The organism is Pseudomonas sp. G166 (genome assembly GCF_037027455.2).
Lineage (GTDB): Bacteria > Pseudomonadota > Gammaproteobacteria > Pseudomonadales > Pseudomonadaceae > Aquipseudomonas.
In genome coordinates, this window is record NZ_CP146985.1 from 1,549,475 (window position 1) to 1,574,294 (window position 24,820).

The following is a 24,820-nucleotide window of genomic DNA, read 5'->3' on the forward strand; positions in this document are numbered from 1 at the left end:
AGGCATTTCTAACCATGGCATTACTGACTGAACACGAACAACGCAAGGTCGCCGAGGCCATTGCCCGGGTCGAGCGCGATACCGACGCCGAACTGGTCACGGTGCTCGCCGCCCGCGCTGACGACTACGCCTACATTCCGCTGCTGTGGGCCAGCCTGTTGGCCCTGGTGGTGCCTGGCGTGGTGCATTACCTGACAGGTTGGCTGGCCATGCACAGCCTGTTGCTGGTGCAATGGGTCAGCTTCGTCGTGCTGTGCCTGGTGTTCCGCATTCCCAGGATCACCACGCACCTGATCCCTCGTTCCGTGCGCCACTGGCGAGCCTCGAACCTGGCGCGTCGGCAGTTTCTCGAACAGAACCTGCACCACACCGTGGGCAGCACGGGGATGCTGATTTTTGTTTGCGAGGCCGAGCGCTATGTCGAGATCCTGGTGGACGAAGGCATTTCCAAGCGTCTGGACAACAAGCGTTGGGATGCCATCGTCGCGGCGTTCACCCAGCAGGTCCGCCAGGGGCAGACGCTGGAGGGCTTCGTGACCTGCATCGAGGCCTGTGGCGAGTTGCTCAAAGTGCATGTGCCGGTGACTCACGAGCGCAATGAACTGCCGAATCGGTTGGTGGTTCTGGGCTGATTTCCTGCCGGACCATTGTGGCGAGGGAGCAAGCTCCCTCGCCACAAAAGCCCAGTCCCTTTGCAAGAGATTGCTCATGATCGAGAGGGTATCTCGCGGATTTTGCACCATTGGGGAATTTCCCCGTGCCCTCTCACCCCATCCCCCCTAAAATACCCGCCATTCCCGATCCGCCCGCCCCGAGGCCGCTTTTTTCATGTCTGTCACTGCCACCCCCGCCCGTCCTGCGCCGGATCACCACGCCCAGTTCATCGAGCTGCTGCGCACCAGCCTCGAACAAAATGCTTTCATCAAGCTGGTGTTGGCCAAGTACGTCGGCGAGGAAACGGACCTGCAACGGCTGATCATCAAGCAACTGACGGTCAAGGACCAGCCGTGCCTGTCCTTCGTCTACCGCTACAAGACCCGCGACATCACCAAGAATTTCCCGCTGGCCGAAGGTGTAGCGACCGTTGCCGCGCTGTTGCCGGCATCGTTCAAGAACGCGCATTTGCTCGCGGTCACCGACGAGGCGCAGCTCGAATACAGCAAAAAGGGCAAGAGTTCGCTGTTCAAGAGCAAGCCCCAGCAACTGCGGGAAGTGCCCTCGGCCGAGCACAATCGCGAGAAAAACCGCTTCCTTGATCTGAGCCGGCCGTTCCTGGCTGATTTGGGCGTGACCAACCACAAGCACGAGCTGATTCCGGCGATGTCGCGCAAATGGAAGCAGATCAACAAATTCATCGAAGTCTTCAGCCATGCGCTGACGTCCTCGCCGCTGGCCCTGGACAAACCGGTACGGGTGTCGGATTTCGGTTCGGGCAAGGGTTACCTGACCTTTGCCATCCACGATTACCTGCGCAACACCTTGCAGGCCGAAGGCCTGGTGACCGGTGTCGAGTTGCGCGAAGACATGGTCAAGTTGTGCAACGAAGCCGCCGCGCGGCTGGAACATCCGGGCCTGAGTTTCCAGCACGGTGACGTGCGCAGCGTGGCGCCAAGCGCGGTGGATGTGATGATCGCCTTGCACGCCTGCGACATCGCCACCGATTACGCGATCCACATGGGCATTCGCTCGGGCGCCTCGATCATCATGTGCTCGCCGTGCTGCCACAAGCAGATCCGCCTGCAGATCCAGAGCCCGGCCTTGCTCAAGCCGATGCTGCAATATGGCCTGCATCTGGGCCAGCAGGCGGAAATGGTCACCGACAGCCTGCGGGCGCTGTTTCTGGAGGCGTGCGGCTACGAAACGAAGGTGTTCGAGTTCATCTCCCTGGACCACACCAACAAGAACAAGATGATCCTGGCCGTCAAGCGCGCCGAACCGATGGATTCGACCGAACTGCTGGCGAAAATCCAGGAGCTCAAGGCGTTCTACCACGTCACCGAGCACTGCCTGGAAACGCTGTTGCGGGCGGACGGTTACCTCGCCTGACAACGGCTTACGCCGATCCATTGTGGGAGCGAGCTTGCTCGCGATGAACGATTATGCGGCGTGTCTGAAAGATCACGTCGCCTGAATCGCGAGCAAGCTCGCTCCCACAGGACTCTCTGCAACCTCATTCCTATGCAGCCCGTCAGGTAATCACCGCTTATCCCACGTCTACCGGCCTACCGGACTACCTTTAATGCGTTCACCCCTCACGCATTCCCAAAGGAGCCCATCCATGGCCGCTAAGAAAATCCTGATGTTGGTCGGCGATTACGTTGAAGACTACGAAGTCATGGTGCCGTTCCAGGCGTTGCAGATGGTCGGCCACACCGTGCATGCAGTCTGCCCGGACAAAACTGCCGGGCAAACCGTGCGCACGGCGATCCATGACTTCGAAGGCGACCAGACCTACAGTGAAAAACCGGGGCACCTGTTTGCCCTCAATCATGACTTTGCCAGTGTCCAGGCCTCTGACTACGACGCGCTGCTGGTGCCGGGCGGTCGTGCGCCGGAATACCTGCGCCTGAATGAAGATGTCCTGCAACTGGTGCGCGATTTTGACCTGGCAGGTAAGCCGATTGCCGCAGTGTGCCATGCAGCGCAGCTATTGGCGGCGGCCGGGATTCTGGACGGCCGCGAATGCAGCGCCTACCCGGCGTGCGCACCGGAGGTACGCCTGGCGGGTGGCACCTATATCGACATTGCCGTGACCGAAGGCCACGTCCAAGGCAACCTGGCGACCGCCCCGGCTTGGCCGGCGCACCCGAAATGGCTGGCGGGATTCCTCACCCTGCTGGGCACGGCCATTACCCTGTAGCGCGGCGGGCCTGACTGGCAGAACACGCACAGCGGGTCTTTACTGCTTGGGCAACTATTTGCGCGCCTGAGGAGAACTCCTATGTCTGGATGGTACGAAATCAGCAAAAGCAGCAACGGCCAGTTTCGGTTCGTGCTCAAGGCGGCCAACGCCGAGACGATTTTGACCAGCGAGCTATATGCCACCCGCAGCGGTGCGGACGGCGGCATCGCTTCGGTGCAGAAAAACAGTCCGTTGGCCGAGCGCTACGAGCTCAAGAACACCAAGGACGGCCATCCGTACTTCAATCTCAAGGCTGCCAACCACGAAGTGATCGGCAGCAGCGAGGCCTATTCCTCGGACGCCGCCCGAGACAAAGGCATTGCCAGCGTCAAGGCCAATGGGCCGACAACGGTCATCAAGGACAAGACCGTGGCGGCGCTTTGAGTTTTCCCCCGGTGGGAGCGAGCTTGCTGTGGCGAGGGAGCTTGCTCCCGCTGGACCGCGAAGCGGTCCCCATAGCAGGCTCACAAATGACGACTGCTTCGCAGCCGAGCGGGAGCAAGCTCCCTCGCCACACTCATGCGCTGATCGGGCGTTGAGTTTCCAGATCATGTAGCCCGAGACTAAACCTCCACTGGCACCGACAGCTTAGGATCGCCCAGCGGATGGCTCTTGGCATCGAAGAACCGCAGTTGCACCTCCAATCCTTGGAACACTTTGGCGTAATGGCGCTTCTGGTGCTGGATGAACGCCTGGCTACGGGGGTAGATCGAAATCGCCACGGTTTTCGGTGCAGCCAGGCGCAGGGCCTGCACGATGTGGCTGTCCTGCTCGCCCAAGGCATGGCCAAACAGGCACAGGTTGTCGGCGTGGTGCAGCAGTTGGTCATAGCAGAACGACAGGTAGTCGGAGCTGCGGATGGTCTTGAGCTTGTCCTGGCTCGGGCCTTCATTGACGAACAGCGGCACGTCGTCGAGGGTCTTGATCGTGTTGTTGATGGCGAAACTGCCCAGCAGCGTGCCTTCGGTAGAGGTGAGTTTGCGCGCGGTGCCGTCCTGGTTGCGCACCAGGTGCAGGCCACCGTGCAGGTACAGCAGGCGCGGTTTATCCGTGGCCACTTGGCTCAGGTCAAAACTGTGATCGCTGCCGAAGAACAAGTCGGTGAGATTCTCGCTCGCGTGCTGGATCGCCCAGTAGTTGAGCAAATCGTAGTTGGTGGTGAACACCGTGCGGTAGCGGCTCAGTTCCTGGTTGAGCGTTGCCAGGGTCGACGGCTGCACCAGTCGCCACGGGATATGCACAGCGTGCACGGTGTTGATCAGCGCTTCTTTTATCGCGTAATAGCGGTTGCGCGGCGCGGCGGAGCTGACGGCCAGGGCTTTGTTGACCCGGCTGGTGGTTTTCAGCGCGCCGAGCACCTGTTCGAAACTGCGCGTCTGCATCGCCTCGAATACGCTCAGTTCCGACGGGCTAAGCGGTTTCTCTTCGACGGTGCGGGCGTTTTCGAACAGCGAGTCATAGCCGAAATCGTCCCATACGGCGCGGCTGGCACCATTACCCACCAGCAAGCCGCTGAAGAGGGTATTGGCGCGCACGGCCTCCCAATCTTCGAGCCGGGCGTCATATTCCTGGAAATCGGTCATCGCGAAGCTCATCCAAAACGTGGCAAAAGGCAGGGCGCGACTTTATCACGACCCAGTCTTGAGCCAGATCAAGATACGCCATGACTACTCGGTCATTCTGTAGGCCCTGCCGATCCGGCCTCAACCAGGAGCGTGACCCCATGAGCAGTACTTTTTTCATTCCCGCCGTGAACATCATGGGGCTGGGCTGCCTCGATGAAGCGATGACCGCCATCCGCAACTACGGCTTTCGCAAGGCGCTGATCGTCACCGACGCGGGGCTGGCCAAGGCCGGTGTCGCGAATATGGTGGCCGAACAACTGGCGCTGCAAGACATCGATTCGGTGATCTTCGACGGTGCCAAGCCCAACCCGAGCATTGCCAATGTCGAGCTTGGATTGGGCCTGCTGAAGGAGAGCCGATGCGATTTCGTGGTGTCGCTGGGTGGCGGTTCGCCTCACGATTGCGCCAAGGGCATTGCCCTGTGCGCCACTAACGGCGGGCAGATCCGTGACTATGAAGGCGTCGACCGCTCGAGCAAGCCGCAATTGCCTTTGATCGCCATCAATACCACGGCGGGCACCGCCAGCGAGATGACCCGTTTTTGCATCATCACCGACGAAACCCGCCACGTGAAAATGGCGATTGTCGACCGCAACGTGACCCCGCTCATGTCGGTCAACGACCCGGCCCTAATGGTGGCGATGCCCAAGGGCCTGACCGCCGCCACGGGCATGGATGCGTTGACCCACGCGGTCGAGGCGTATGTGTCCACCGCCGCCAATCCGATCACCGATGCCTGCGCGCTGAAAGCCATCACCCTGATCAGCAACAACCTACGTCTGGTCGTGCGCGACGGTAATGATCTGACAGCACGGGAGAATATGGCCTACGCGCAGTTTCTCGCGGGGATGGCGTTCAACAATGCATCGCTGGGTTTCGTGCACGCGATGGCGCACCAGTTGGGTGGTTTTTACGACTTGCCTCACGGCGTCTGCAACGCGGTGTTGCTGCCTCACGTGCAGAGCTTCAATGCCTCGGTGTGCGCTGCTCGTCTGACGGATGTGGGCTTGGCCATGGGGGTCGATGCGCGCGGGTTCAGCCCGGAAGAGGGCGCCCAGGCCGCCATTGCAGCCATTCGCAGCCTGGCTCATGACGTGGATATTCCAGCCGGTTTGCGTGACTTGGGTGTACGCCTCAACGACGTGCCGGTGTTGGCCGCCAACGCCTTGAAAGATGCGTGCGGCCTGACCAACCCACGGGCGGCGGACCAGCGGCAGATCGAGGAAATTTTCCGCAGCGCGTTTTAAGCGGCTCGGGGCGGCATGGACCTCACACATAGCATTGCCGCCACCCCCAGCAGCGCGCACAACGCCGCCAGCGGCCAGGCCTGTTGGCTCACCAACAGGCTGGCCATGGCGCCGATCACCGACGCCATCAGTTGGTGCACAAAGCCGCTCAACGCCATGGCATAAGCACCGGCCACGGGTGAACCTTCGTTGGCCAGGGACAGGCTGATGGGGTAATTCAACGACTGGCCGAACACCGCAAAGCAATACGGAAGCCAGAAGAGCAATGCGACGCTGCCCAGGGTGAGGCTGCCTGCCAGCATGGTCGCGCTCCCGCCCAGCACCAGTGCGATGCCCCAGCGCATCATCCGTCGTTGGCCAGTGCGCAGCACAAACGCGTTCACCGCCAGCGCGCCCAGCAGATAGGCCGCACTGATTGGCCAACCCAGGAGACCGTATTCAATGGGCGACCAGCGAAAACTTTCCTGCAGGATCAGCGGCGCTGCGGTATTGAAGGCCACGATCACGCCGTAACCCAGCCCACCCGCCAATGCCGGCAACAAAAAACCACGGCGCGTGAGGATCTGTCCGTAGATGCGCCACGCCGATTGCCCGTTGCCGCTTGGTGCCAGTGCCGCGAACCGGGCCCGGGACACGACTGCCGCCATGATCAGGCTGACTGCGCCCAACCCTTGGAAGATCGCCTCCCACCCGAAAGCGGCCTGGATCAGCGAGCCCAGGTACTGGCCGATGCCGAGAGCAATCACGAAGGCTATGGAGATCCAGGACAGGGCCTTGGCCAGCAGGTCACCGGTGAAACTGTCGCGAATCAACACCCGCGCCATCACTGAGATCCCGCTGGCGCCGATGCCCTGGATCAACCTGAGCGTCAGGAACGCTTCCACCGTAGTGCCTAGCGGCAGGGCCAGGTTGCCCAGGCCGTACAGCCCCAATGCCGCCAGCAGAACCGGTTTGCGCCCCAGGCGCTCGCCCAGGCTGCCCCATAACAACATGGGCAGGGCCATGCCGATCAGGTACACCGACAGCCCCCAGGATACCCGGGACGCATCGGCCCCCAGATCCCGGGCGATATCAGGCAGGGCCGGCAAGTAGATGCTCATGCCCAGTTGTGCCAGGAAGACTGTGGTGCAGGTGACGATCAGGGTTGTACGGGGCTTCATCAAGGGGCTCTTTTCAAGGGCGGATGTCACGCCCGTGGGCCAGCAGCCGGTCGGTGATTTTTTCGCAAAACGAGCGAATCACGTTGGGCTCCATGTCGGCACGCAGAGTGATACGGATTGCGGCCTTGCCTTGCGGCACCACGGGGAAAAAGACCGCTGAAGTGAAATACCCCAGCTCGGCCAGTTCGACCGCCACGCTGTTGGCCAGGGCTGCCTCACCGCAGGGCATCAGGCGGATCGCCATGGAATTGCCATGCTGTTCGGTACGAACGAGGCTGTCGAAGAAGCGGATATTAGCCTGTAAACGCTCCTGCAAGGCGCTGAATTCCCGGCTGCGATGCAGGCGGATCGAAGCCATGCCAGCGCCAATCGCTGCTGCGTTGAGGCTTTGCGACCAGTTGCTCGGCCCTCCGTAACGCTGCACCAGCGCTTTGTGCCGTTCACTGCCAAACATTGCCAGCCCGCCACTGGCCCCGAATGACTTGGCCAATGAGGCGACAATCAGGGTGCGTTCGTCTACCGCATGGAGGCGCGAGCGGGCCAGGCCGGCGCCGCACTGTCCTATGGTGGACAGCGCATGAGAGTCGTCCAGATAGAGAAACAGACCATAACGATGCTTGAGATACAGCAGGCTATCCAGATCCGCCACGCCGCCCATGCTATAGGCGCCATCGGCCACGTAGGCCACGTTGCGTTGCTGTTTGCACAGGTCTTCGAGGAAATCCATGTCGTTATGTGGGCACGTGACGACTTGGGTTTCATCGGCGCAGGCTGCCTTGATGTGGTTCATCGAGTAATGGGCGTGCTTATCAAACACCATCACGGGCGGTCGATTGCCGGTCAGCACACCGCTGGCCAGTAACGGTAAAATCCCGGCGCTGGCTGCACTGCAAGACAAGGCACTGAGACAACTGGCGCCAAACAACTCTGATAATTGGGTTTCGTATTGGTCCAGGATCGCCAGCTTGCAGCGATTTTTAGAGTTGGCGACACGCAGGGTCCCGCTTTCCCACAGGGCGGTCATGGCGCCATCCAGCAGCGCGGGGTGGTAATCCAGGCCCAGGTAGGACGTGGTGCAGAAGTGATGAAAGGTCCGGCCGTATTGGTCGACCAGGACATTGGGGGTCTTGACATCGACATTCAGGCCCGAGATTTTTCCGACTTCGGCGCTTTGCCAGTCCGGGTCTGCGAGGGAAATGACCTTGCGGTAGTTGGTGAAGTGATGGGGCGATTGTGCAGTCTGGTTCATGGCGCGATTACATTCCTTGGTTGATTGGTGCTGTCCGTGGGGTGTTTCAATATCTGTGTGTTTCCAGACTTTACAGATCGTTGTACAGGGCTTTGAATCGGCTGTTTCTGGTGTGCTTGAGTGTTACCGGAGACTTCTGTGTAGGACTTTGCCCAAGGGCTTGGGCGGGGAATCCATTTGCGCTGTCGGAGCGCAGTGAAGTGCCGCTTCTACCCCCGAATCTGCTGCGTTTCGCTGTGCCGGCGAGGCGGTCAGGCCATCGGTTGGCGGCGTAACGTCGATATTTTTCTCAAGGGTGCTTGTCCATGCTCTCAGGCTTGAATCATCTGACCCTTGCCGTCACCGACCTGGACCGGAGCGTGGGGTTTTATCACGGGTTATTGCAGCTTCATCTCCAGGCCAAGTGGGCCAGCGGCGCTTACCTGTCGCTGCCTGGGCTATGGTTGTGCCTGTCTTTGGACCCTTTGCGTAAAACCGAGCCGGCGGCGGACTACACTCATTACGCATTCAGCATAAGTGCCGAGCTTTTCCCGGTGCTGGTGGCGCGGCTTAATGCCGCACAGGTCACTCCATGGCGAGACAATCGCAGCGAAGGCGACTCGTTTTATTTTCTGGATCCGGATGGGCACAAGCTTGAAGTCCATGTGGGAGACCTGGCGTCGCGGCTGAACGCCTGTCGGCAGGCGCCTTATGCCGCTATGGAGTTTTTTACGGATCCGTGACGCTTGATGTGGTGTCACGTTCGGCCGAGTAGAGTGACGGTACAGGTGAGCTCCTCCAGTATTCATCCGATCGCATACGCTATCCTCATGGGTAACGGGCCGTACGTCTCGTATCGCCTGGCACACAAGGTTTCGTTCACCGCAGCATTATCCGGATGACCTCCAGCCCCATGGACACTCGAAGTTCCGCGCCGTTGGCCAGTTACATCGACCTTCTGCTGGACGCTGTGTGTGCCGTCGACGGTCAAGGGCGGTTTGTCTTCGTCAGTGCCGCCTGCGAACGCATTTTCGGCTACACCCCGCAGGAATTGATCGGCCGGCCGATGATCGATCTGGTGCACCCTGCCGACCGCCAACGGACCCTCGAAGCGGCGCGGGAGATCATGGACGGCGAACCCAAGCTCAATTTCGAGAACCGCTACCTGCGCAAGGACGGTCAGGTGGTGCATATCCTGTGGTCGGCGCGCTGGTCTGCGGTGGATCAATTACGCATCGCCGTGGCGCGGGACATCACCGAGCGCAAGCAGGCTGAGTCCCGGCAAGCGGCGTTGTACGCGATTTCCGAAGCCGCTCATGCCGCGGCGGACTTGTTGGCGTTGTTCAAACGCATCCACCTGATCATTGGCGAGTGGCTGCCGGCGCTGAACTTTTCGGTAGCATTGTATGACGAGCAATGCGCGCAACTGAACTTTCCTTACCACGTCGACGACCTCGAGCGACAACCTGAGTTGCCGGGCACGGTTACCGGGCGGTTGTGTGCCGAGGTGATTCGCAGCGGCCAGCCGATCCTGCTGACCCCCGGTTCCAGCCAGTTGCCGCCAGGCTTCTGCGACCTCGTGGCGCAGCCGGACGCGCCTTGTTGGCTGGGGGTGCCATTGAACTCCCAGAATGGCACGATCGGCGCGCTGATTGTAAAGAGCGCCCCACACCACGAACGCTACACCGAGCAGGACAAGGAACTGCTGCAGTATGTCTGTGCGCAGATCACCATCGCTGTCGAGCGCCAGCAATTGCACGCCCGGTTGCAGCACATGGCGCAGTACGATCAACTGACCCAGGTGCCCAACCGCGCATTGTTGCGTGACCGGTTCAAGTCCGCACTGATCACCGCCCGCGCCGCGTCAGGGCGCATGGCCTTGTTGTATATCGACCTCGATCGCTTCAAGCAGATCAACGACACCTACGGTCACGGAGTGGGCGATATGCTGCTGCAAGCGGTGGCCAGTCGTCTCAAGGGATGTATACGGGACACCGATACCGTAGCGCGCATTGGCGGCGATGAGTTCGTGGTCCTGCTCCATAGCATTCAGGATCTGGAAGACGCCCATCGCGTACAGGAAAAAATCCGCCATGCGCTGGCCCAGCCGCTGCGCCTGGACGGGCATTGCTTGAGCATCGAGCCGAGCATTGGTGTGGCCTGTTTTCCTGACCATGGCACTGAAGATGTGGACCTGTTCCGCCACGCGGACGCGGCAATGTATGCCGCCAAGCGTCGCAATCACCTGGCGTTCGGTAACTGACCACGCGCCACCGTTCGTCGTGGTATTGGATGTTTTTTCAAACCTTTCAGGCCTTGTTCCTTTCGGATGTAGGGCGAGTCCCACTCGCCGGAAAGATGACCCACGATCGAACGAAGGTGTTTGATGCGGGTCGCAAAAGTGGGAGAACCACCATCGCGAGCACCGTGAAAGCCGAATCTGGCCGTTAACGGGACAGACGTCTCGCTGATTTTTCACCGGTGGTTCTGATTCAGAGGCGGGACACCCGCCAGAACTTTTATCAGAGGAGGGCGCGACCATGAGCCGTATGGCCAGCTTTTTTCGCACCATCAGTCTTGTCGTGTTGATGGGCCTGGGTGCCAACAGTGCCTGGGCCCAATCGCCTGTCGAATTCATCAACGACGCTTCGGCCAAAGGCATGGCCGACATCGAGGCCAGTCGCTTGGCCCACGGGAAAGCCGAGTCCAGGGAGGTCAAGGATTACACCATCATGGTGATCAACGACCGCACCACGGCCAATCAACATCTGGCCAAGATTGCGAAAAAGCTCGACTTGCCCGTTGCGCCCAGAGAGGAAGTGGCTGACAAGGCCAAGGCCCTGATGCCACAGGTGCAGGAAGGGGAGTCGTTCGAAGCCGCTTATGCTGCCAGCCAGGTCAAGGCCACCGAGGAAGCCATTGCGCAGATCCAGCAGCAGGCCCAGACGACCGAAGTGCCGGAAATCAAAGCCTTCGCCGATGAAACCCTGCCTAAATTGCAGACTCATCTCCAGATGGCCAGGGCGCTGCAGGCCAGTCGCTGATTCGTATCACTTCTTGAATTCAGGATCGGGGCGTTCACGCCCTGGTTCAACTCGCCCGCAAAAAAGGAGAAGTTCGATGTCCACACGTCGAGAACCCAACCAATACGCGATGCAGAACCCGTTGACCCAATATCCTCGTCCGCCATTTCCCGACCAGCCGCAATCGCCGCCGGGCATTGATCAGGACATGGTGCCCAAGCCCGATCATGGCGAAAAAAGTTATCAAGGCTTCGGGCGCCTGGAAGGGCGCAAGGCACTGGTCACCGGTGGTGACTCGGGCATCGGCCGTGCCGCCGCCATCGCCTATGCTCGCGAGGGCGCTGACGTAGCGATCAATTATTTGCCCAGTGAAGAGCGGGATGCGCGGCAAGTCATTGAACTGATCGAAGCCGAAGGCCGCAAGGCGATTGCGATCCCGGGCGACCTCAAGGACGAAGCCTTCTGCGTCCAATTGGTGAAAAGCGCCCACGAGCAATTGGGTGGGCTGGATATTTTGGTGAATGTCGCCGGCAAACAGCAAGCGCAAAAAGATATCGCCGATATCACCACCGCGCAGTTCGATGACACCATGAAAACCAACATCTATGCGATGTTCTGGCTCTGCAAGGCGGCGCTGCCGCTGATGCCGGCGGGCGCGACGGTCATCAATACTGCATCGATCCAATCCTATGATCCGTCCGCGACGTTGTTGGACTACGCCACCACCAAAGCGGCCATCGTGGCGTTCACCAAGGCGCTGGCGGGGCAGGTCATCAGCAAGGGCATCCGCGTCAACGCGGTGGCACCCGGGCCGATCTGGACCGTGCTGCAACCTAGCGGTGGGCAACCTCAGGAGAAAATTCCCACTTTTGGCTCACAGGTGCCGATGAAACGTCCAGGCCAACCTGCCGAGTGCGCGCCACTCTACGTATTGCTGGCGTCCCAGGAGTCGAGCTACATCACCGGGGAAGTGTTCGGCGTGACCGGCGGCAATCCGTTGCCTTGATCCTTGGCCGGGCCGAGCGAGTGGTACATCACCACTCGCGCTCCCCGCTTAACACTGGTTCAGGTCGATCTTGGTTTTTTCTTCCAGGCCTTCAAGGTTTTTCACTTCGCCTTGCCCCATGTCCTGGTAATGCTTCCTCAACGCCTCCAGTTGCTTGAGGTCTAGCGATTCGAGCCCGAGCATCGCATTTTGTGCATCCTTGGTTGCTCGCAATAGCTCATCGATCTTCAGGTGCAAGATGTCGGTATCGCGGTTCTGCGTGTTCTGAATCAGGAACACCATCAGGAAGGTGATAATCGTCGTTGAGGTATTGATGATCAGTTGCCAAGTGTCATTGAACTGGAACAGAGGCCCGCTGAGGGCCCAAAGCACCAATAACACGATGGCCCCCAAAAAGGTCTTGGGGCTCCCCGCCCAGAGGGCCAGTTTTTGGGCGATTTTTGCGAAGGTCATTGCTGTTTTCCTTGTGGGATGCACCTGTCTGGTGAGACAGCGACGACACAGTGAAAATTCTGCTCACATTTGAGCTGCAGTCTTTTGGCGAACGTTTATCGCCCTGCCAGATGACCATCGCAACATTTGCCGTATCCACGGGTCACTCCTTAACGCCCTCGACCGGACTACACCATGAACCTCACCCGCACCTTCTGCCTTGCCTGTTGCCTGTTCGCCCTGCAAGGCTGCTTCGACAACTCGGACAATGAGACCAAGGACAACACCGATGGCACCAAGTCTTCAGTGCAGATGCAGGAGTCTGGCTCAGAGAAAAAATAGCGGTTAAGAAACGGCCGCCCCTTGGTACGCGAGCCATGCGGGAGCGGGCTTGCTCGCGAAAGCGGTGTATCTACAGCATTCATGTTGGCTGACACACCGGCTTCGCGCGCAAGCCCGTTCCCAGAGGTTTTTCAGCGCCCCTGCTGCAACACCTTCAGCGCCGCCGAAGCCAGAAAGCCTGAGCGGCTTTTTTCCTCAGGATGGTGCAACACATATTCGTCGATACGATTGAGCAGGTAGCCAGGCAACGTGATGTTGAGTTTTTGCGCCTTGCCCAGGTATTTGGTCACATCGATGTCCACCAGCGCCCAGGTGCAGCCGGCATATTTTGGATTCGCCGCATGCAAGGTGACGGTGTTGGCCGGCGGAATCGCCGAACCGTCCTCAGCCAAAATCTCGAAGTGCCCCTCAATGGCCTCACGGGCCATCGCCATGGCCTCGTCCAGGTCGTCGCCAGCGGAAAAACAGCCGGGAATATCCGGCACTTCAACGCCCCAGGCGTGTTTTTCATCGCCCATGGAAATCGCAATCGGGTAAAGCATTTCAATCGTCCTCCGCAGACGTAGCGCAACTGGCCGTCTGAAGCAGGGCCTGTTGCAAAATACTGATGGCCGTTTTTTTGAGCAGGTCCTTCTTTGGATGGGGCACCGTCACCAGCCCCGGTTTGGTCGGATGCTTGAAGTGATGATGACTGCCCCGCACCCGCACCAGATACCAACCGTCCGCAATAATTTGGCTTATCAGAAATCGGCTATTCACATCACCTCCGTGTGGTGTGCTTGGTAGGTACTATACCTACTAAGATTCAATGATCAACACTATAACCACCGAGGGCGAGATCGGTAGGCAAGCGCAGTCATCGTAGCGAAGTCTGGAAGCAGCGTCGCACAAGGGCGGCAGCGAGGCGGGGTGGGTCTATTTCGGGATGTGAAACAGGGCGCAAATGCTTGGGTGGCGAGGGAGCTTGCTCCCGCTGGGGGGCGAAGCAACCCCTGGGTTTACAGCTCAAATATCAGCAGCTGCTTCGCGAAACTTCAGTCGCTATGATTGCTGCACAAATGTCAGTCGCAGCGCAAACCCGATCAGAAGACTCCCAAACAACCACTGCTGCGCGCGCTGGGCCGAAGGGGAACGCTGAAGCCAGCGCCCGAGTGCCACACCTACCAGCGCGTAGGCGCTATCAAACAAGAAACCGACGCTGACCAACATCACGCCCAGGGTCGCAAACTGCCCCAGCACCGGCCCGCCCTGTGGGTCGATGAACTGCGGCAACAACACCGAGCAAAACAGCAAGGCCTTGGGATTGAGCAGATTCGTCAGCAGCCCACGCCGAATCGCCTGGTGCCAACACCGCTTTGCGGCTTCCACACCGGCATCGTCAATACTCGGCAACAACGTGGTCCGCAGGCACTGAAAACCAATCCATAACAAATAAGCCGCACCGGCCAGACGCACCACATCAAAGGTCCATGGCGCTGTCTTGAACAACGCCGAGAGCCCCAACGCCGCCAGCGCAACATGACAGCCCCGAGCAACGCCGAGCCCCAGCGCCGTTGCCAGCGCCGCGCCTTTACCCTGACGGGCGCCGGTTTGCAGCAGCAGAATCATGTCCGGCCCGGGCAGCACATACACCACCATCAAGGCCATCAAGAACAACCAGAGCTCTGCCATGTCACTCCCCTTCATCGACGATTCGGTGGTGCCAGTCTAGGGCCGATGGGGAGGGCAGGTGGTTGCGAAGTCAGCTTCTATAGCCAATGAAATTAGCATAACCTGCTACATATTCACGGTAATAAATTGGAATCTACCAATTCATGAAGCTAGACGCCTTCGACCGCAAAATCCTCGCCGCGCTGCAACGCGATGGCCGCTTGAGCAACGTGCAACTGGCCGAAGAAATCGGCCTGTCCGCCTCGCCATGCCTGCGCCGTGTGCGGATGCTGGAAGAGGCCGGTGTGATTCGCGGTTATCAGGCCATTCTCGACCGTGACGAAGTGGGGCTTGGGCTGACGATCTTTGTCGGGGTCAAGGTTGAACGGCACAACGACGAACAGGCTGAAGCGTTTCGCCAGGCGGTCACGGCCTTGCCGGAAGTGATTTCGGCGTTTCTGGTGTCAGGCGAATCGGATTTTCTGTTGCAAGTGGTGGTGCCTGATTTACGGGCCTACGACCGTTTCCTTACCGGGCGGCTACTGAAATTGCCGGGGGTGAGTGATATCCGGAGCAACTTTGCGATTCATACGATGAAGACGCCGGGAGTATTGCCGTTGGGGCATTTGCCGGGGGGCGGTTGATATTTTCGGATGTGCGTCAGCACCTATTCATTGGCGCAACGTCTCGCTATCGCCTTCAACATGCGACGGCGAATGAGGCCACTGGCTGGTCGAATCAGATACCAGTACGAAGTGAAACTTCGCAACGCATCGGCATCGAGGCAATGCACCCGCGTCTGTGTGGTGACTCTCGTCAAGCCCGGCCGCAACAACTGGCAGGTGAAACCGATCACCAGCTTCACACAGCCCGGTTCATCGAATACCCGGAACGCCTCGGCATCAGCTACAGGGACTTGGCCGTAGTCAGCTTTCCAAAGCTTGCCAGCAAGGCCGTAAACAACTTCCGTGTCGTTATCGCGCTGCAGAATCGTGAAGTTATCCAGGCCGAACGGAGCGGGTCGGTCACCCCCTTCGCGCCAAGACCGGCCCAGCAGGCGCATAGGGAGTTCGCGGAGCTTGATTGCATATCGAAAAAAGCGGTCGTCTTCAGGACGATGAGCGAGGACCTGCGCCATCGCACGGGAAGGGTCTACGGGAACGTCCACTGAATGTTGTTCACTGAACTGATACGTAGGCAGATGTGAGTCAATGAGGCGCATCCTTGCTTCCCTGCATCTTTACTCGGGGTGGCCATTACATTAGGGCGGAACATCCACAAATTCCAGACCCAAAAAAACCGGCCACCAAGAGCCGGTTTTTTACGTCCCTCGTCAAAACCACACGACGCGAGACCAGAATTCGATTGGAGCGGGTGAAGGGAATCGAACCCTCGTTATCAGCTTGGGAAGCTGGAGTAATGCCATTATACGACACCCGCTCAGAGCGGCTGACTTTGTACCAGATGTGGGCAAGGATTTGAAGTTTTTCTTTACGCGCGGCGAGGTCAGTCGTCTACGCAAGTCTCAAACCAGAGCGGTCGTTCGCGGGCAAGCCCCGTTGCCAAAAGCGCAGGGAGGGGCTTGCTCGCGAGGACTCGGTTTCAGATAGCCAGTGCATGGTAGCCCTGTACGTAGTTATAGCGCGGTCGGCTTTCGTGGTGAGCCGGCTTGAGGAAATCCAGCAGGGCGTTGCGGCTGTCCCGGCAGGCGGCTTTGTGTTCCATGTCCAGGAAGTGCCCGGTGGCTTGCAGTGTGCTGAAGCTGCTGTGCTGCACGTGATCGGCAAAGAGCTTCGCGTCTTCGGCCGCCGTGTATTCGTCCCATTCGCCGTTGAGAAACAAGACAGGCACGTTGATTTTTTTCGCTGCGTTGACGTAGCACAACCGATCGCTGTGGAGCACGTCGCTGATGTGGAAATGCATCTGCCCGTATTCATGCTCGGCCAGGCTGCTGACGTGGCGATAGTTGAAGCGCTTGAACAGCGGCGGCAGGTGTTTGCCAATCGTGCTGTTGACCAGGTGCCCGACACGGTCGCCATCCAGGCTGCCGAGGTAATCCACACCGCGTTCCAGGTAGTCGCGCATCGGCGCATTGAGCACCGGTGAAAACGAGCTGATCACCGCTTTTTCGATGCGCCGTGGACGCTCTGCCAATGCAGTCAGCGTGGCGGCGCCGCCCCAGGAAAACGACAGTACATGCTCGGCGGCGAAGTGGTCGATCAGTTCCAGGAGGATCTGACCTTCGATCTCTTTCGTCAGCATTTGCTCATGTCGATTGTGGGCTTTGGACTTGCCCGCGTAGGGTTGGTCGTACAGCACGACATTGAATTGCGGATAGAGGTTTTTGGCGGTCTGTGCAAACGACGCAGTCGTGGCCATTGAGCCGTTGACCAAAATGATGGTCTTTTGTGCGGCGTCTGCGCGATAGAACTCCGTGTAAACCCGATACTGACCCTGTATATCCAGCACAGCGATTTCTGGCCTCATGTCATAAGACTCCTGGCAAGCGGGTATGCGCGCAATGAGATTGCACGGGCAATGTGACAGGTAGGCATACGCCTGAAAGATAAGGCCCATGTCGATCCGAAAAATGGTCGACGGGTGTTGTTATAGGCGGGCAGTTTGCCGGGGAGCAAGGCGGAACCTGAGGGTTCCAACCGGCAAAAGGTTTCTTGGAAGTATGTTGTGACTCATCGGTCACATTTCGGCCGACGGTTTGATTCAAGCAGGGGGCCGACCGTTGCGCAAGTACCGATTGGAAAATTGTTCGACACTTCTGCCCAGCGGTAGCGGGCTCAGATCAAGCGGATCTCTTCAGGGCTCAAGGCGCGGTACTGGCCTGGCTCTAGATGGGCGTCCAGCAGCAATGGCCCCATGCGTTCACGGTGCAGGCGCAATACCTTGTTATCGAAGTGGCCGAACATGCGTTTGACCTGATGATAGCGTCCTTCAACGATGCTCAGTCGCGCCGATCTGGGGCCCAGCAGCGTCAATTCCGCCGGCTGGGTGGTGAGGTCTTCGAAAGCGAAGTACAGGCCACGAGCGAAGGTGGCGGCGTATTCGGCGGTGATGGGTTGCTCGGTCTCGACATAATAGACCTTGGGCAATTTGGTCTGCGGTTGGGTCAGGCGCCGCGACCAGCTGCCATCATTGGTGATCAGCATCAATCCGGTGGTGTTGAAGTCCAGGCGCCCGGCTATGTGCAGGTCGTTCTTGTCCGGTTCGTCCAGTAAGTCGAGGACGGTGGGGTGCTGCGGATCGCGGGTGGCGCTGACGCAGCCGGGTGGTTTGTGCAGCATGAAATAGCGCGCCGCTCGGCCTGCTTGCAGCAGGTCGTCGTCGACTTCGACGCGGCTGAACTCACGCACTTGCGCATGGGGATCGCTGACTGCCTGGCCGTCGATCCGCACTCGACGTTCCACCAGCAGCACTCGGACCTGTTGGCGATTGAAACGCGGCAGATTACTGAGGAAACGGTCAATGCGCATGGGCAGGGCAGGCAAGAGGGCGGAGGGCGCGCATCTTACGTGATCGGCCGGGGCTTGGCTTGCAACTGTGCTTCGACCTGGGCGCAGCGCGGGCACAGACAGGATTGATCTCGCCACTCGGCCGGCAATGCTTCAAGCACAGCTGGGTCGATACTCACCCCGAAACACCAGCAGGCATGGTCGGCGGTTTTCGGGTTGGCCAAGGTGCAATCGTTGGTGGCACCGCAGGCTGGACAAAGCTGGGGTTTATTCATAGCTGGAGTGAGGCAGTTCCACGCAGGTTCGGTTGCACCCGGTCTGCCGGGCGCGTTGCAGCGCATGATCGGTCCGCAATAGCAGGCTGTGCAAGACGTCTTCGTCTTGCAAGGTGGTGAGGCCAATGCTGACGGTCACCAGCAATTGTTTGCCACTGCAGAAATAGCGCTGATTTTCGATGTGCTGACGAATTTTCTCAGCGATTTTCAGACCAGTCTGGCCATCGGTGTCCTTGAGCAGTATGACAAAGGCATCTGTACTCCAGCGACACACAATGTCTGATTGCCGCAGGCTTTCAGTCAGGTCGCGTGCGAGCCCGGTCAGCAGTTGATCACTGGCGATGTGACCGTGGGTGGCATCCAGTGTCTTGAAGTCGTCCAGCTCCAGCAACAGCGCGGTCAAGGGTTTGGGCTCGCGCTGGGCTTCGTGCAGGGCCTGCGCAGCCAACAGATCGAAGCCGCGACGGTTCGGCAGTTCGGTCAGGCCGTCGAGGATGGTCTGGGCGTCGATGCGCCGTTCATAGTTGTCGATCAGTCGATAAAGGAGTGCCAGCGCGGCCAGTGTCACGAGCAGGCCGATCAGCAGGTTCAGGTATAGCGCCTTGATGACGTTCTCGCGCATCGAAGTGCCAGCGGCGTAATACCCCAGTAGTGAGGTCACCAGGAAACCGACACCGAGTAAAATCGCCAGCATCAGCAGCAGTGAACGTTGGGCATACAACGGTGAGCGGAGCGACATGGCGATTCCCCTGGCACAGACCCAATGGAGTCAGTTTAGTGGCCTTGTGGGAAAAGACAGTCGAATTTGCAGGTTTGTAGGACGGTGGCGAAGGAGCTTGCTCCCTCGCCACGGGGTCGGCCTTATTCCAGGCTACGCAGATAAGCCCGCCATCCCCCCAAATGGCTGATCTCCCGTGCGCCTTCCAAACCATACGCCTCGCAAATGAATCCGCTTTCCCAACGACCATCGGCCAATTGCACCTTGCCCAGCCCCAACGGTGCGGGGATGCCGGTCAGGAACGAGCCCAGTTCACTGCTCGGCAGTTCCCAGACCTCTACCTCAATCGCCACGCCGCCGTCACTGACCCGAAGCATGCCGGGGCGCAAGGGTGGGCCGCCGGCCAAAGCGTAGAGGCGGTAGTCGGCTGAACTGTGGGTGGCTTCGACCAGATGGGCACCGCGTTGCTTGAGCTGCCAATTGAGCGCCAATCCGTCCAGGTGCGCACCACACACCACCAGCCGTGCCCGGTCGTGGCGTGCCGGGTTGGCTGGTGTTGGCAACGCCGAATCCTGCTGGCGCTGCAAGGCATCGGCCACGCCGAGCAGGTATTGATCAGTGAAGGCTCGACCGAACAGCGTCACCCCCCAAGGCAGGCCGTTGGCCATGAACGCGCTGGGAACGGCGACGGCGGCATAGTCCAGCAGGTTCATGAAATTGGTGTAGTAACCCAGCTCGGAATTGCGCAACACCGGTTCGGCGGCCAACTCGGCGAGGGTCACCGGCCGACCGATGGTGGGTGTGAGGACGCAATCGAGCGTTTCCATGATGCGGTCGCATTGGGCTTTGAGTGCTTGCAAACGGTACTGGGCGCGGAACGTCTGTACGCCGTCCACGCTAGGCGCTTTCGCCAATACGGCGCGGATCACCGGTAATACGGCGTCAGGCTCGCGCTCCATCAATTGGCCGGCGACGCTGTAGCGCTCGGCGACCCAAGGCCCTTCATAAAGCAGGCGTGCGGCTTCCAGGAACGGCGACAGGTCCAGTTCCACCGCTTCGCCACCGATGCGTTCGAGCCGCTCGATGGCATCCAGAAACAGTTGCGGACCTTCGTCGCAGCCGAAAAAGGCCAGGTCCTGAGGACGAGGCACGCCGAAGCGAAAGCGTCGGGGGGCGCCGAACGCTGAGCCGTCGTTCCACAGTGGGTTGCTGCGGCTGTATTCGTCGCGAGGGTCGAGACGGGCCGTCAGCGCCAGCAACTGGCTGGCTTCCCGCGCCGTTGCGGTAAAGGTCGTGACGCAGTCCAGCGTGCGACAGGCCGGTACCACGCCAGCGGTGGAGATCAAGCCCTTGGTCGCTTTCAATCCCAGCAGATTGTTCAATGCCGCTGGCACTCGACCCGAACCTGCGGTGTCGGTGCCCAAGGCAAAACTGGCCACGCCCAGGGCCACCGCCAGTGACGAACCGGCGCTCGAACCGCCCGCCGGATAGTCGGACAGCACGCTGTTGCGGCAGGCGCCATACGGCGAGCGGGTGCCATTGAGCCCGGTGGCGAACTGATCGAGGTTGGTCTTGCCCAGCGGAATCGCCCCCAACGCCAATAGCTGCTCGACAATGGTGGCCGAGCGCTGCGGTACGTAGGCAAATGCCGGGCAGGCGGCGGTGGTAGGAATACCGGCCAGGTCGATGTTGTCCTTGATGGCGAAGGGCACGCCGTACAGTGGCAGGCTTTCCAGGTCGCGGCCTTCCAGTGTGGCCAGGAAGGGTTCGAGTTCCTCAAGCGTCAGCAGGTGGATGAACAGGTGATAGTCCGGGTTGAGTGCGGCGGCTTTTTCCCGCAGGTCCAACAGCAATTGGCGGGGCGTCAGTTCACCGCTGCGGTAGGCGTCGCGCAGGTCGTCCAGGCGTAAAGAGAGCTTCATGGCATTGATCCTTTGATTGAGTTCAGTCACGTTCCAGCACCACGACGCGCTGTCCGGCGCGCACCGCTGAACCTGGCTGGACGCGAACTTCGCGCACCACCCCGGCCACGGGCGCCAGTACCGGGATTTCCATCTTCATCGACTCCAGAATCACCAGCACATCACCGACGGCGACCCGAGTGCCCAGCTCCACCTGGACCTGCCAGAGGTTGCCGGCAATGTGGCTGTCGACGCTCAGTTGATGTTCGTCCAGCAATGAGTCTTCGCTTGGCGCGGGTGTCGGTTCTTCGCTGTCGAAGTGAGCCTGGCCGCTGGCGATCCAGCGCTCGCGCTCGGCATTGAAGGCGCCTTGTTGCTGCTGTCGGAATGCGGCGATGCTGTTCGCCTCCTGCGCCAGAAAATGCTGGTAATCCGCGAGGTTGAGCTGGCTGTGTTCGATGTTCAGATCGAAGCGGCCCAGGGGGAAATCCCGGCGGATGCGCAGCAGTTCATCGGCACTGACTGGATAGAAGCGGATCTGGTCGAAAAACCTAAGCAGCCAGGGCTTGCCGTCGAAGGCAGCGACGTCCCGATAACGATTCCACATCTGCAAAGTGCGCCCGACGAACTGATAGCCACCCGGACCTTCCATGCCGTACACGCACATATAGGCGCCGCCGATGCCCACCGAGTTTTCCGCAGTCCAGGTGCGGGCCGGGTTGTATTTGGTGGTCACCAGCCGATGCCGTGGGTCCAGCGGCGTGGCCACCGGCGCGCCGAGGTAGACGTCCCCCAGGCCCATCACCAGGTAGCTGGCGTCGAACACGGTGCGTTGCACTTCGTCGAGGTTGGGCAGGTCGTTGATACGCCGGATGAACTCCAAGTTGCTCGGGCACCAGGGCGCGTCCTTGCGCACCGTGGTCATGTATTTTTCGATGGCCAGCTGGCACGCCGGGTCATCCCAGGACAGCGGCAGGTGGACGATGCGCGACGGCACTTGCAGATCCTGTGCGGCGCACACCGCGTCCCATTCACCGGCGACGATTGTCAGAAGGTCGACCAGGGGCATTTGCTCGGGTTGATAATGCACTTGCAGCGAGCGAATGCCCGGCGTGAGGTCGATCACCCCGTGTAGCTCTTTGTGTTCCAGGGCTTGCATCAAGGCGTGGGCACGAAAGCGCAGCACCAGGTCCAGTTCGGGGGCGCCGATTTCCAGCAGCAGATGGGTATCGCCGGCCAATCTCGCCACCAGGCGGGTAGCGTCCTGCCCGATATCCAACACCACAGGCGACCCCATCCCCTGTGGGAGCGAGCTTGCTCGCGATAGCGGCGGCACATCCAACCGTGATGACACTGACAGACCGCTATCGCGGGCAAGCTCGCTCCCACATTGATCCCATTTCAAGGCCAGAGATCGGGCGCTCGATACATCCACCGGTACAAACCGCACCTTGTCCCCAGCCTTGAGTTGTCCCAGTTGCCAGAGGTCCGCCTCGATCACCGTCACCGGGCAAACGAAGCCGCCCAGGCTCGGACCGTCGGGGCCGAGGATGACGGGCATGTCGCCGGTAAAGTCCACGGCACCGATGGCGTAGGGGTTGTCATGGATATTGGATGGGTGCAGCCCGGCTTCGCCACCGTCGGCGCGTACCCATTCGGGTTTCGGCCCGATCAGGCGTACGCCGGTGCGGCTGGAATTGAAATGCACTTCCCATGCAGTGTCGAAGAAGGTCTGGATGTAGCGCTCGGTAAAATATTCCGGTGCGCCGTGAGGGCCATAAATCACCCGGATCTGCCGTTGCGGCGGCAACTCCAGGATCGGCGCGCTCTGTTGTGGCAGCGCGGCGTGTTCATCCAGTTCAGTCAGATGCAGTACATCGCCGGTACACAATGCCCGTCCGCCGTGACCGCCGAATTGGCCGAGGGTGAAGGTGCTTTTACTGCCCAGGTAGTCCGGCACCTGCACGCCGCCTTGCAGGCACAGGTAACTGCGCGCCCCGGCCCCAGTGATGGTGCCGATCGCCAGGGTGGCGCCGGCCCCAATCGATAACACGGTATTCATCGGCACGGCTTCACCGTCCAGAGCCAGGGCAATCACCGCACCGGTCACGGCCACCCGGGCAGCGCAGTTGAAGCGCAACAGCGGCCCGCTCATGGTGATTTCCAACGCTGCTGCGCCTTCTTCGTTGCCCAGCAGGCGATTGCCCAGGCGCAGCGAGCGGCTGTCCATCGGTCCCGACGGCGGCACACCCACCGCCCAATAACCGAGGCGACCGGGATAGTCCTGGACGCTGGTCTGGGTGCCGGGGCTGAGGACTTCAAAAGTGTTGGCGCGGTAGACCAGCGACTCCAGGCAACGCGTCCAAGGCTGGCCGCTGGCGAACGGTGCGTCGAGGAGAATCTGTTGCAGGTATTGGCGGTTGGTTTCCACGCCGTACAGCAGGCTTTCATCCAGTGCTTGATGCAAGCCCAGGCGCGCCTGCTCGCGAGTGGGTGCCCAACGAATGACTTTGGCGATCATCGGATCGAAGTAAGGCGGGATCTGGCAACCGGCCTCGACCCAGGTGTCGATGCGCAGTTGTTTGCCATCGCATTGCGGGAATTGCACGGCCGTCAGCAGCCCTGGGCTCGGCTGGAAATCCCGGCCCGGATCTTCGGCATACAACCGTGCCTGAATCGCGTGACCCTCGGCCTTCAAACCCTGGCTCAACTCGCTCAGTGGCGGCAGGTCTCCGGCGGCCAGTTGCACCATCCAGCGCACCAGGTCCACGCCCCATACCTGTTCGGTGACACCATGCTCGACTTGCAGTCGAGTGTTCACCTCCAGGAAATAGAAGCGTCCGGCATCACTGTCGAATACGAACTCCACCGTACCGGCGCTGCGGTAGTTCACGGCCTTGGCCAGTTGGATCGCCGCCGCGCAGAGTTCTTCGGCCATGCCCTCGGGCAGGTTCGGCGCCGGGGTTTCCTCGAGGACTTTCTGATTGCGCCGCTGCACCGAACAGTCGCGCACGCCCAGGGCGATCACCTGGCCCTGGCCGTCGCCGAACACCTGCACCTCAAGGTGCCGGGCGCGCTCGATGTACTTCTCGATGAACACCCCGGCATCGCTGAAGTTGTTCTGGCCCAGGCGCTTCACGGCTTCAAAGGATTCGCTCAGCTCGCCGGCAGTGCGGCATACGCGCATGCCGATGCCGCCACCGCCGGCGGTACTTTTGAGCATCACCGGATAACCGATCTGGGTAGCGGCCAACAGCGCGGCGTCGAGGCTGTCGAGTAGTTCGGTGCCTTCGAGCAGCGGCACGCCGTGTCGGCGCGCCAGGTCGCGGGCGGTGTGCTTGAGGCCGAACACCCGCAATTGTTCTGGCGTCGGACCGATGAAGGCGATACCGGCAGCCACGCAGGCTTCGGCGAAAGCGGCGTTTTCCGAGAGAAAGCCATAGCCGGGATGAATCGCCGTCGCGCCGCTGCTTTTGGCGACGGCCAGGAGCTTGTCCACCGCCAGATAGGTAGTGGCCGCTGCGCCTTCGCCCAGGCAGTGGGCTTCATCGGCTTGCAGGATATGCAGGCTGGCGGCATCGGCTTGGGAGTACACCGCGACGCCTTGGACCTTAAGTTCGCCCAAGGTCCGCAGGATGCGGCAGGCGATGGCGCCACGGTTGGCGATGAGGATTTTTTCGAACATGGCATTGCCCCCTCAGGCATGAGCGCTGCCTGAACTGGGATGCGGGCCGTCCCGCAGTTTTCGATGGCCGCCGGGGTCGTCCCTGGCGGCAAACCTCCAAACACCTTCTTCCCTGTGGGAGCGAGCTTGCTCGCGATAGCGGCGGCACATCCAACATTG

At 60.2% G+C, this 24,820-nt stretch carries 24 protein-coding genes, 1 tRNA gene and 1 pseudogene; 11 read left to right on the top strand and 15 right to left on the bottom strand.

Annotated elements, in window-relative coordinates; genetic code table 11:
• Positions 1-14: 14 nt before the first annotated feature.
• The 4 genes from SGN16_RS06945 to SGN16_RS06960 all read left to right on the top strand — a co-directional run bounded on the left by SGN16_RS06945 (position 15) and on the right by SGN16_RS06960 (position 3,286).
• A complete protein-coding gene (locus SGN16_RS06945; RefSeq protein WP_210643249.1) occupies positions 15-632 on the top strand; it encodes a TPM domain-containing protein in 618 nt (205 codons plus the stop codon).
• A 196-nt stretch (positions 633-828) separates the two neighbouring features.
• On the top strand, positions 829-2,046 hold the full coding sequence (locus SGN16_RS06950; RefSeq protein ID WP_210643250.1) for an SAM-dependent methyltransferase: 1,218 nt from the start codon (positions 829-831) through the stop codon (positions 2,044-2,046).
• Positions 2,047-2,278: 232 nt separating this feature from the next.
• On the top strand, positions 2,279-2,860 hold the full coding sequence (locus tag SGN16_RS06955) for a DJ-1/PfpI family protein (RefSeq protein ID WP_210643251.1): 582 nt from the start codon (positions 2,279-2,281) through the stop codon (positions 2,858-2,860).
• An 81-nt stretch (positions 2,861-2,941) separates the two neighbouring features.
• Entirely contained in the window at positions 2,942-3,286 is a 345-nt protein-coding gene (locus SGN16_RS06960; RefSeq protein WP_335943585.1) for a YegP family protein, read from the top strand.
• 179 nt (positions 3,287-3,465) lie between these two features.
• Here SGN16_RS06960 and SGN16_RS06965 read toward each other — a convergent pair whose 3' ends face one another.
• Entirely contained in the window at positions 3,466-4,485 is a 1,020-nt protein-coding gene (locus tag SGN16_RS06965; protein ID WP_210643253.1) for a DUF4917 family protein, read from the bottom strand.
• Positions 4,486-4,625: 140 nt separating this feature from the next.
• Here SGN16_RS06965 and yiaY point away from each other — a divergent pair, with 140 nt between their 5' ends.
• The gene (yiaY, locus tag SGN16_RS06970) at positions 4,626-5,774 is read left to right on the top strand and encodes an L-threonine dehydrogenase (RefSeq protein WP_335943586.1); all 1,149 of its coding nucleotides are present in this window, start codon (positions 4,626-4,628) and stop codon (positions 5,772-5,774) included.
• Here yiaY and SGN16_RS06975 read toward each other — a convergent pair.
• Positions 5,771-6,934 (bottom strand): MFS transporter, encoded by a 1,164-nt coding sequence (locus tag SGN16_RS06975; RefSeq protein WP_335943588.1) that lies wholly within the window; start codon positions 6,932-6,934, stop codon positions 5,771-5,773. The genes yiaY and SGN16_RS06975 overlap by 4 nt on opposite strands.
• 13 nt (positions 6,935-6,947) lie before the next feature.
• Positions 6,948-8,183, bottom strand: coding sequence for an aminotransferase class I/II-fold pyridoxal phosphate-dependent enzyme (locus SGN16_RS06980; RefSeq protein ID WP_210643256.1), 1,236 nt, complete (start codon positions 8,181-8,183; stop codon positions 6,948-6,950).
• A gap of 305 nt (positions 8,184-8,488) precedes the next feature.
• Here SGN16_RS06980 and SGN16_RS06985 point away from each other — a divergent pair, with 305 nt between their 5' ends.
• The 4 genes from SGN16_RS06985 to SGN16_RS07000 all read left to right on the top strand — a co-directional run bounded on the left by SGN16_RS06985 (position 8,489) and on the right by SGN16_RS07000 (position 12,191).
• Positions 8,489-8,905 (top strand): VOC family protein, encoded by a 417-nt coding sequence (locus SGN16_RS06985; RefSeq protein WP_210643257.1) that lies wholly within the window; start codon positions 8,489-8,491, stop codon positions 8,903-8,905.
• Positions 8,906-9,075: 170 nt separating this feature from the next.
• Positions 9,076-10,425, top strand: coding sequence for a diguanylate cyclase (locus tag SGN16_RS06990; RefSeq protein ID WP_210643258.1), 1,350 nt, complete (start codon positions 9,076-9,078; stop codon positions 10,423-10,425).
• Between the two features lie 277 nt (positions 10,426-10,702).
• Positions 10,703-11,206 (top strand): DUF4142 domain-containing protein, encoded by a 504-nt coding sequence (locus SGN16_RS06995; RefSeq protein WP_335943589.1) that lies wholly within the window; start codon positions 10,703-10,705, stop codon positions 11,204-11,206.
• Positions 11,207-11,282: 76 nt separating this feature from the next.
• Entirely contained in the window at positions 11,283-12,191 is a 909-nt protein-coding gene (locus tag SGN16_RS07000; protein WP_210643260.1) for an SDR family oxidoreductase, read from the top strand.
• Between the two features lie 48 nt (positions 12,192-12,239).
• Here the strand turns inward: SGN16_RS07000 and SGN16_RS07005 are convergent, their stop codons facing one another.
• Complete coding sequence (locus tag SGN16_RS07005) at positions 12,240-12,644, bottom strand: low affinity iron permease family protein (RefSeq protein WP_210643261.1); 405 nt, start codon at positions 12,642-12,644, stop codon at positions 12,240-12,242.
• A 174-nt stretch (positions 12,645-12,818) separates the two neighbouring features.
• On the opposite strand from SGN16_RS07005, the gene SGN16_RS07010 reads away from it, so the two are divergent.
• Positions 12,819-12,965, top strand: a complete 147-nt coding sequence (locus SGN16_RS07010; protein WP_210643262.1) for a hypothetical protein — start codon at positions 12,819-12,821, stop codon at positions 12,963-12,965.
• A 131-nt stretch (positions 12,966-13,096) separates the two neighbouring features.
• On the opposite strand, the gene SGN16_RS07015 is transcribed toward SGN16_RS07010, so the two are convergent.
• The 3 genes from SGN16_RS07015 to SGN16_RS07025 all read right to left on the bottom strand — a co-directional run bounded on the left by SGN16_RS07015 (position 13,097) and on the right by SGN16_RS07025 (position 14,636).
• Positions 13,097-13,507, bottom strand: a complete 411-nt coding sequence (locus tag SGN16_RS07015) for a type II toxin-antitoxin system HicB family antitoxin (RefSeq protein ID WP_210643263.1) — start codon at positions 13,505-13,507, stop codon at positions 13,097-13,099.
• A gap of 1 nt (position 13,508) precedes the next feature.
• Complete coding sequence (locus SGN16_RS07020; protein WP_210643264.1) at positions 13,509-13,724, bottom strand: type II toxin-antitoxin system HicA family toxin; 216 nt, start codon at positions 13,722-13,724, stop codon at positions 13,509-13,511.
• Positions 13,725-14,006: 282 nt separating this feature from the next.
• Positions 14,007-14,636: a LysE family translocator gene (locus SGN16_RS07025; RefSeq protein WP_335943590.1), complete on the bottom strand. Its 630-nt coding sequence runs from the start codon at positions 14,634-14,636 to the stop codon at positions 14,007-14,009.
• A 143-nt stretch (positions 14,637-14,779) separates the two neighbouring features.
• On the opposite strand from SGN16_RS07025, the gene SGN16_RS07030 reads away from it, so the two are divergent.
• Positions 14,780-15,259, top strand: coding sequence for an Lrp/AsnC family transcriptional regulator (locus tag SGN16_RS07030; RefSeq protein ID WP_335943591.1), 480 nt, complete (start codon positions 14,780-14,782; stop codon positions 15,257-15,259).
• 23 nt (positions 15,260-15,282) lie between these two features.
• On the opposite strand, the gene SGN16_RS07035 is transcribed toward SGN16_RS07030, so the two are convergent.
• The 8 genes and pseudogenes from SGN16_RS07035 to uca all read right to left on the bottom strand — a co-directional run bounded on the left by SGN16_RS07035 (position 15,283) and on the right by uca (position 24,661).
• The gene (locus tag SGN16_RS07035; RefSeq protein WP_335943592.1) at positions 15,283-15,837 is read right to left on the bottom strand and encodes a hypothetical protein; all 555 of its coding nucleotides are present in this window, start codon (positions 15,835-15,837) and stop codon (positions 15,283-15,285) included.
• A 144-nt stretch (positions 15,838-15,981) separates the two neighbouring features.
• Positions 15,982-16,055, bottom strand: a tRNA-Gly gene (locus SGN16_RS07040).
• A 162-nt stretch (positions 16,056-16,217) separates the two neighbouring features.
• Positions 16,218-17,102 (bottom strand): alpha/beta hydrolase, encoded by an 885-nt coding sequence (locus SGN16_RS07045; protein ID WP_210643274.1) that lies wholly within the window; start codon positions 17,100-17,102, stop codon positions 16,218-16,220.
• Between the two features lie 308 nt (positions 17,103-17,410).
• Positions 17,411-18,103: a pseudouridine synthase gene (locus tag SGN16_RS07050; RefSeq protein ID WP_335943593.1), complete on the bottom strand. Its 693-nt coding sequence runs from the start codon at positions 18,101-18,103 to the stop codon at positions 17,411-17,413.
• 35 nt (positions 18,104-18,138) lie between these two features.
• Entirely contained in the window at positions 18,139-18,357 is a 219-nt protein-coding gene (locus tag SGN16_RS07055) for a cysteine-rich CWC family protein (RefSeq protein ID WP_210643276.1), read from the bottom strand.
• Positions 18,350-18,967 (bottom strand): annotated as a pseudogene (locus tag SGN16_RS07060) (GGDEF domain-containing protein); the annotation flags it as partial. The pseudogene SGN16_RS07060 and the gene SGN16_RS07055, both read right to left, overlap by 8 nt.
• Before the next feature lie 251 nt (positions 18,968-19,218).
• Positions 19,219-20,997, bottom strand: coding sequence for an allophanate hydrolase (gene atzF / locus SGN16_RS07065; protein WP_335943594.1), 1,779 nt, complete (start codon positions 20,995-20,997; stop codon positions 19,219-19,221).
• A 22-nt stretch (positions 20,998-21,019) separates the two neighbouring features.
• Complete coding sequence (gene uca / locus SGN16_RS07070) at positions 21,020-24,661, bottom strand: urea carboxylase (protein ID WP_335943595.1); 3,642 nt, start codon at positions 24,659-24,661, stop codon at positions 21,020-21,022.
• Positions 24,662-24,820 lie beyond the last annotated feature (159 nt).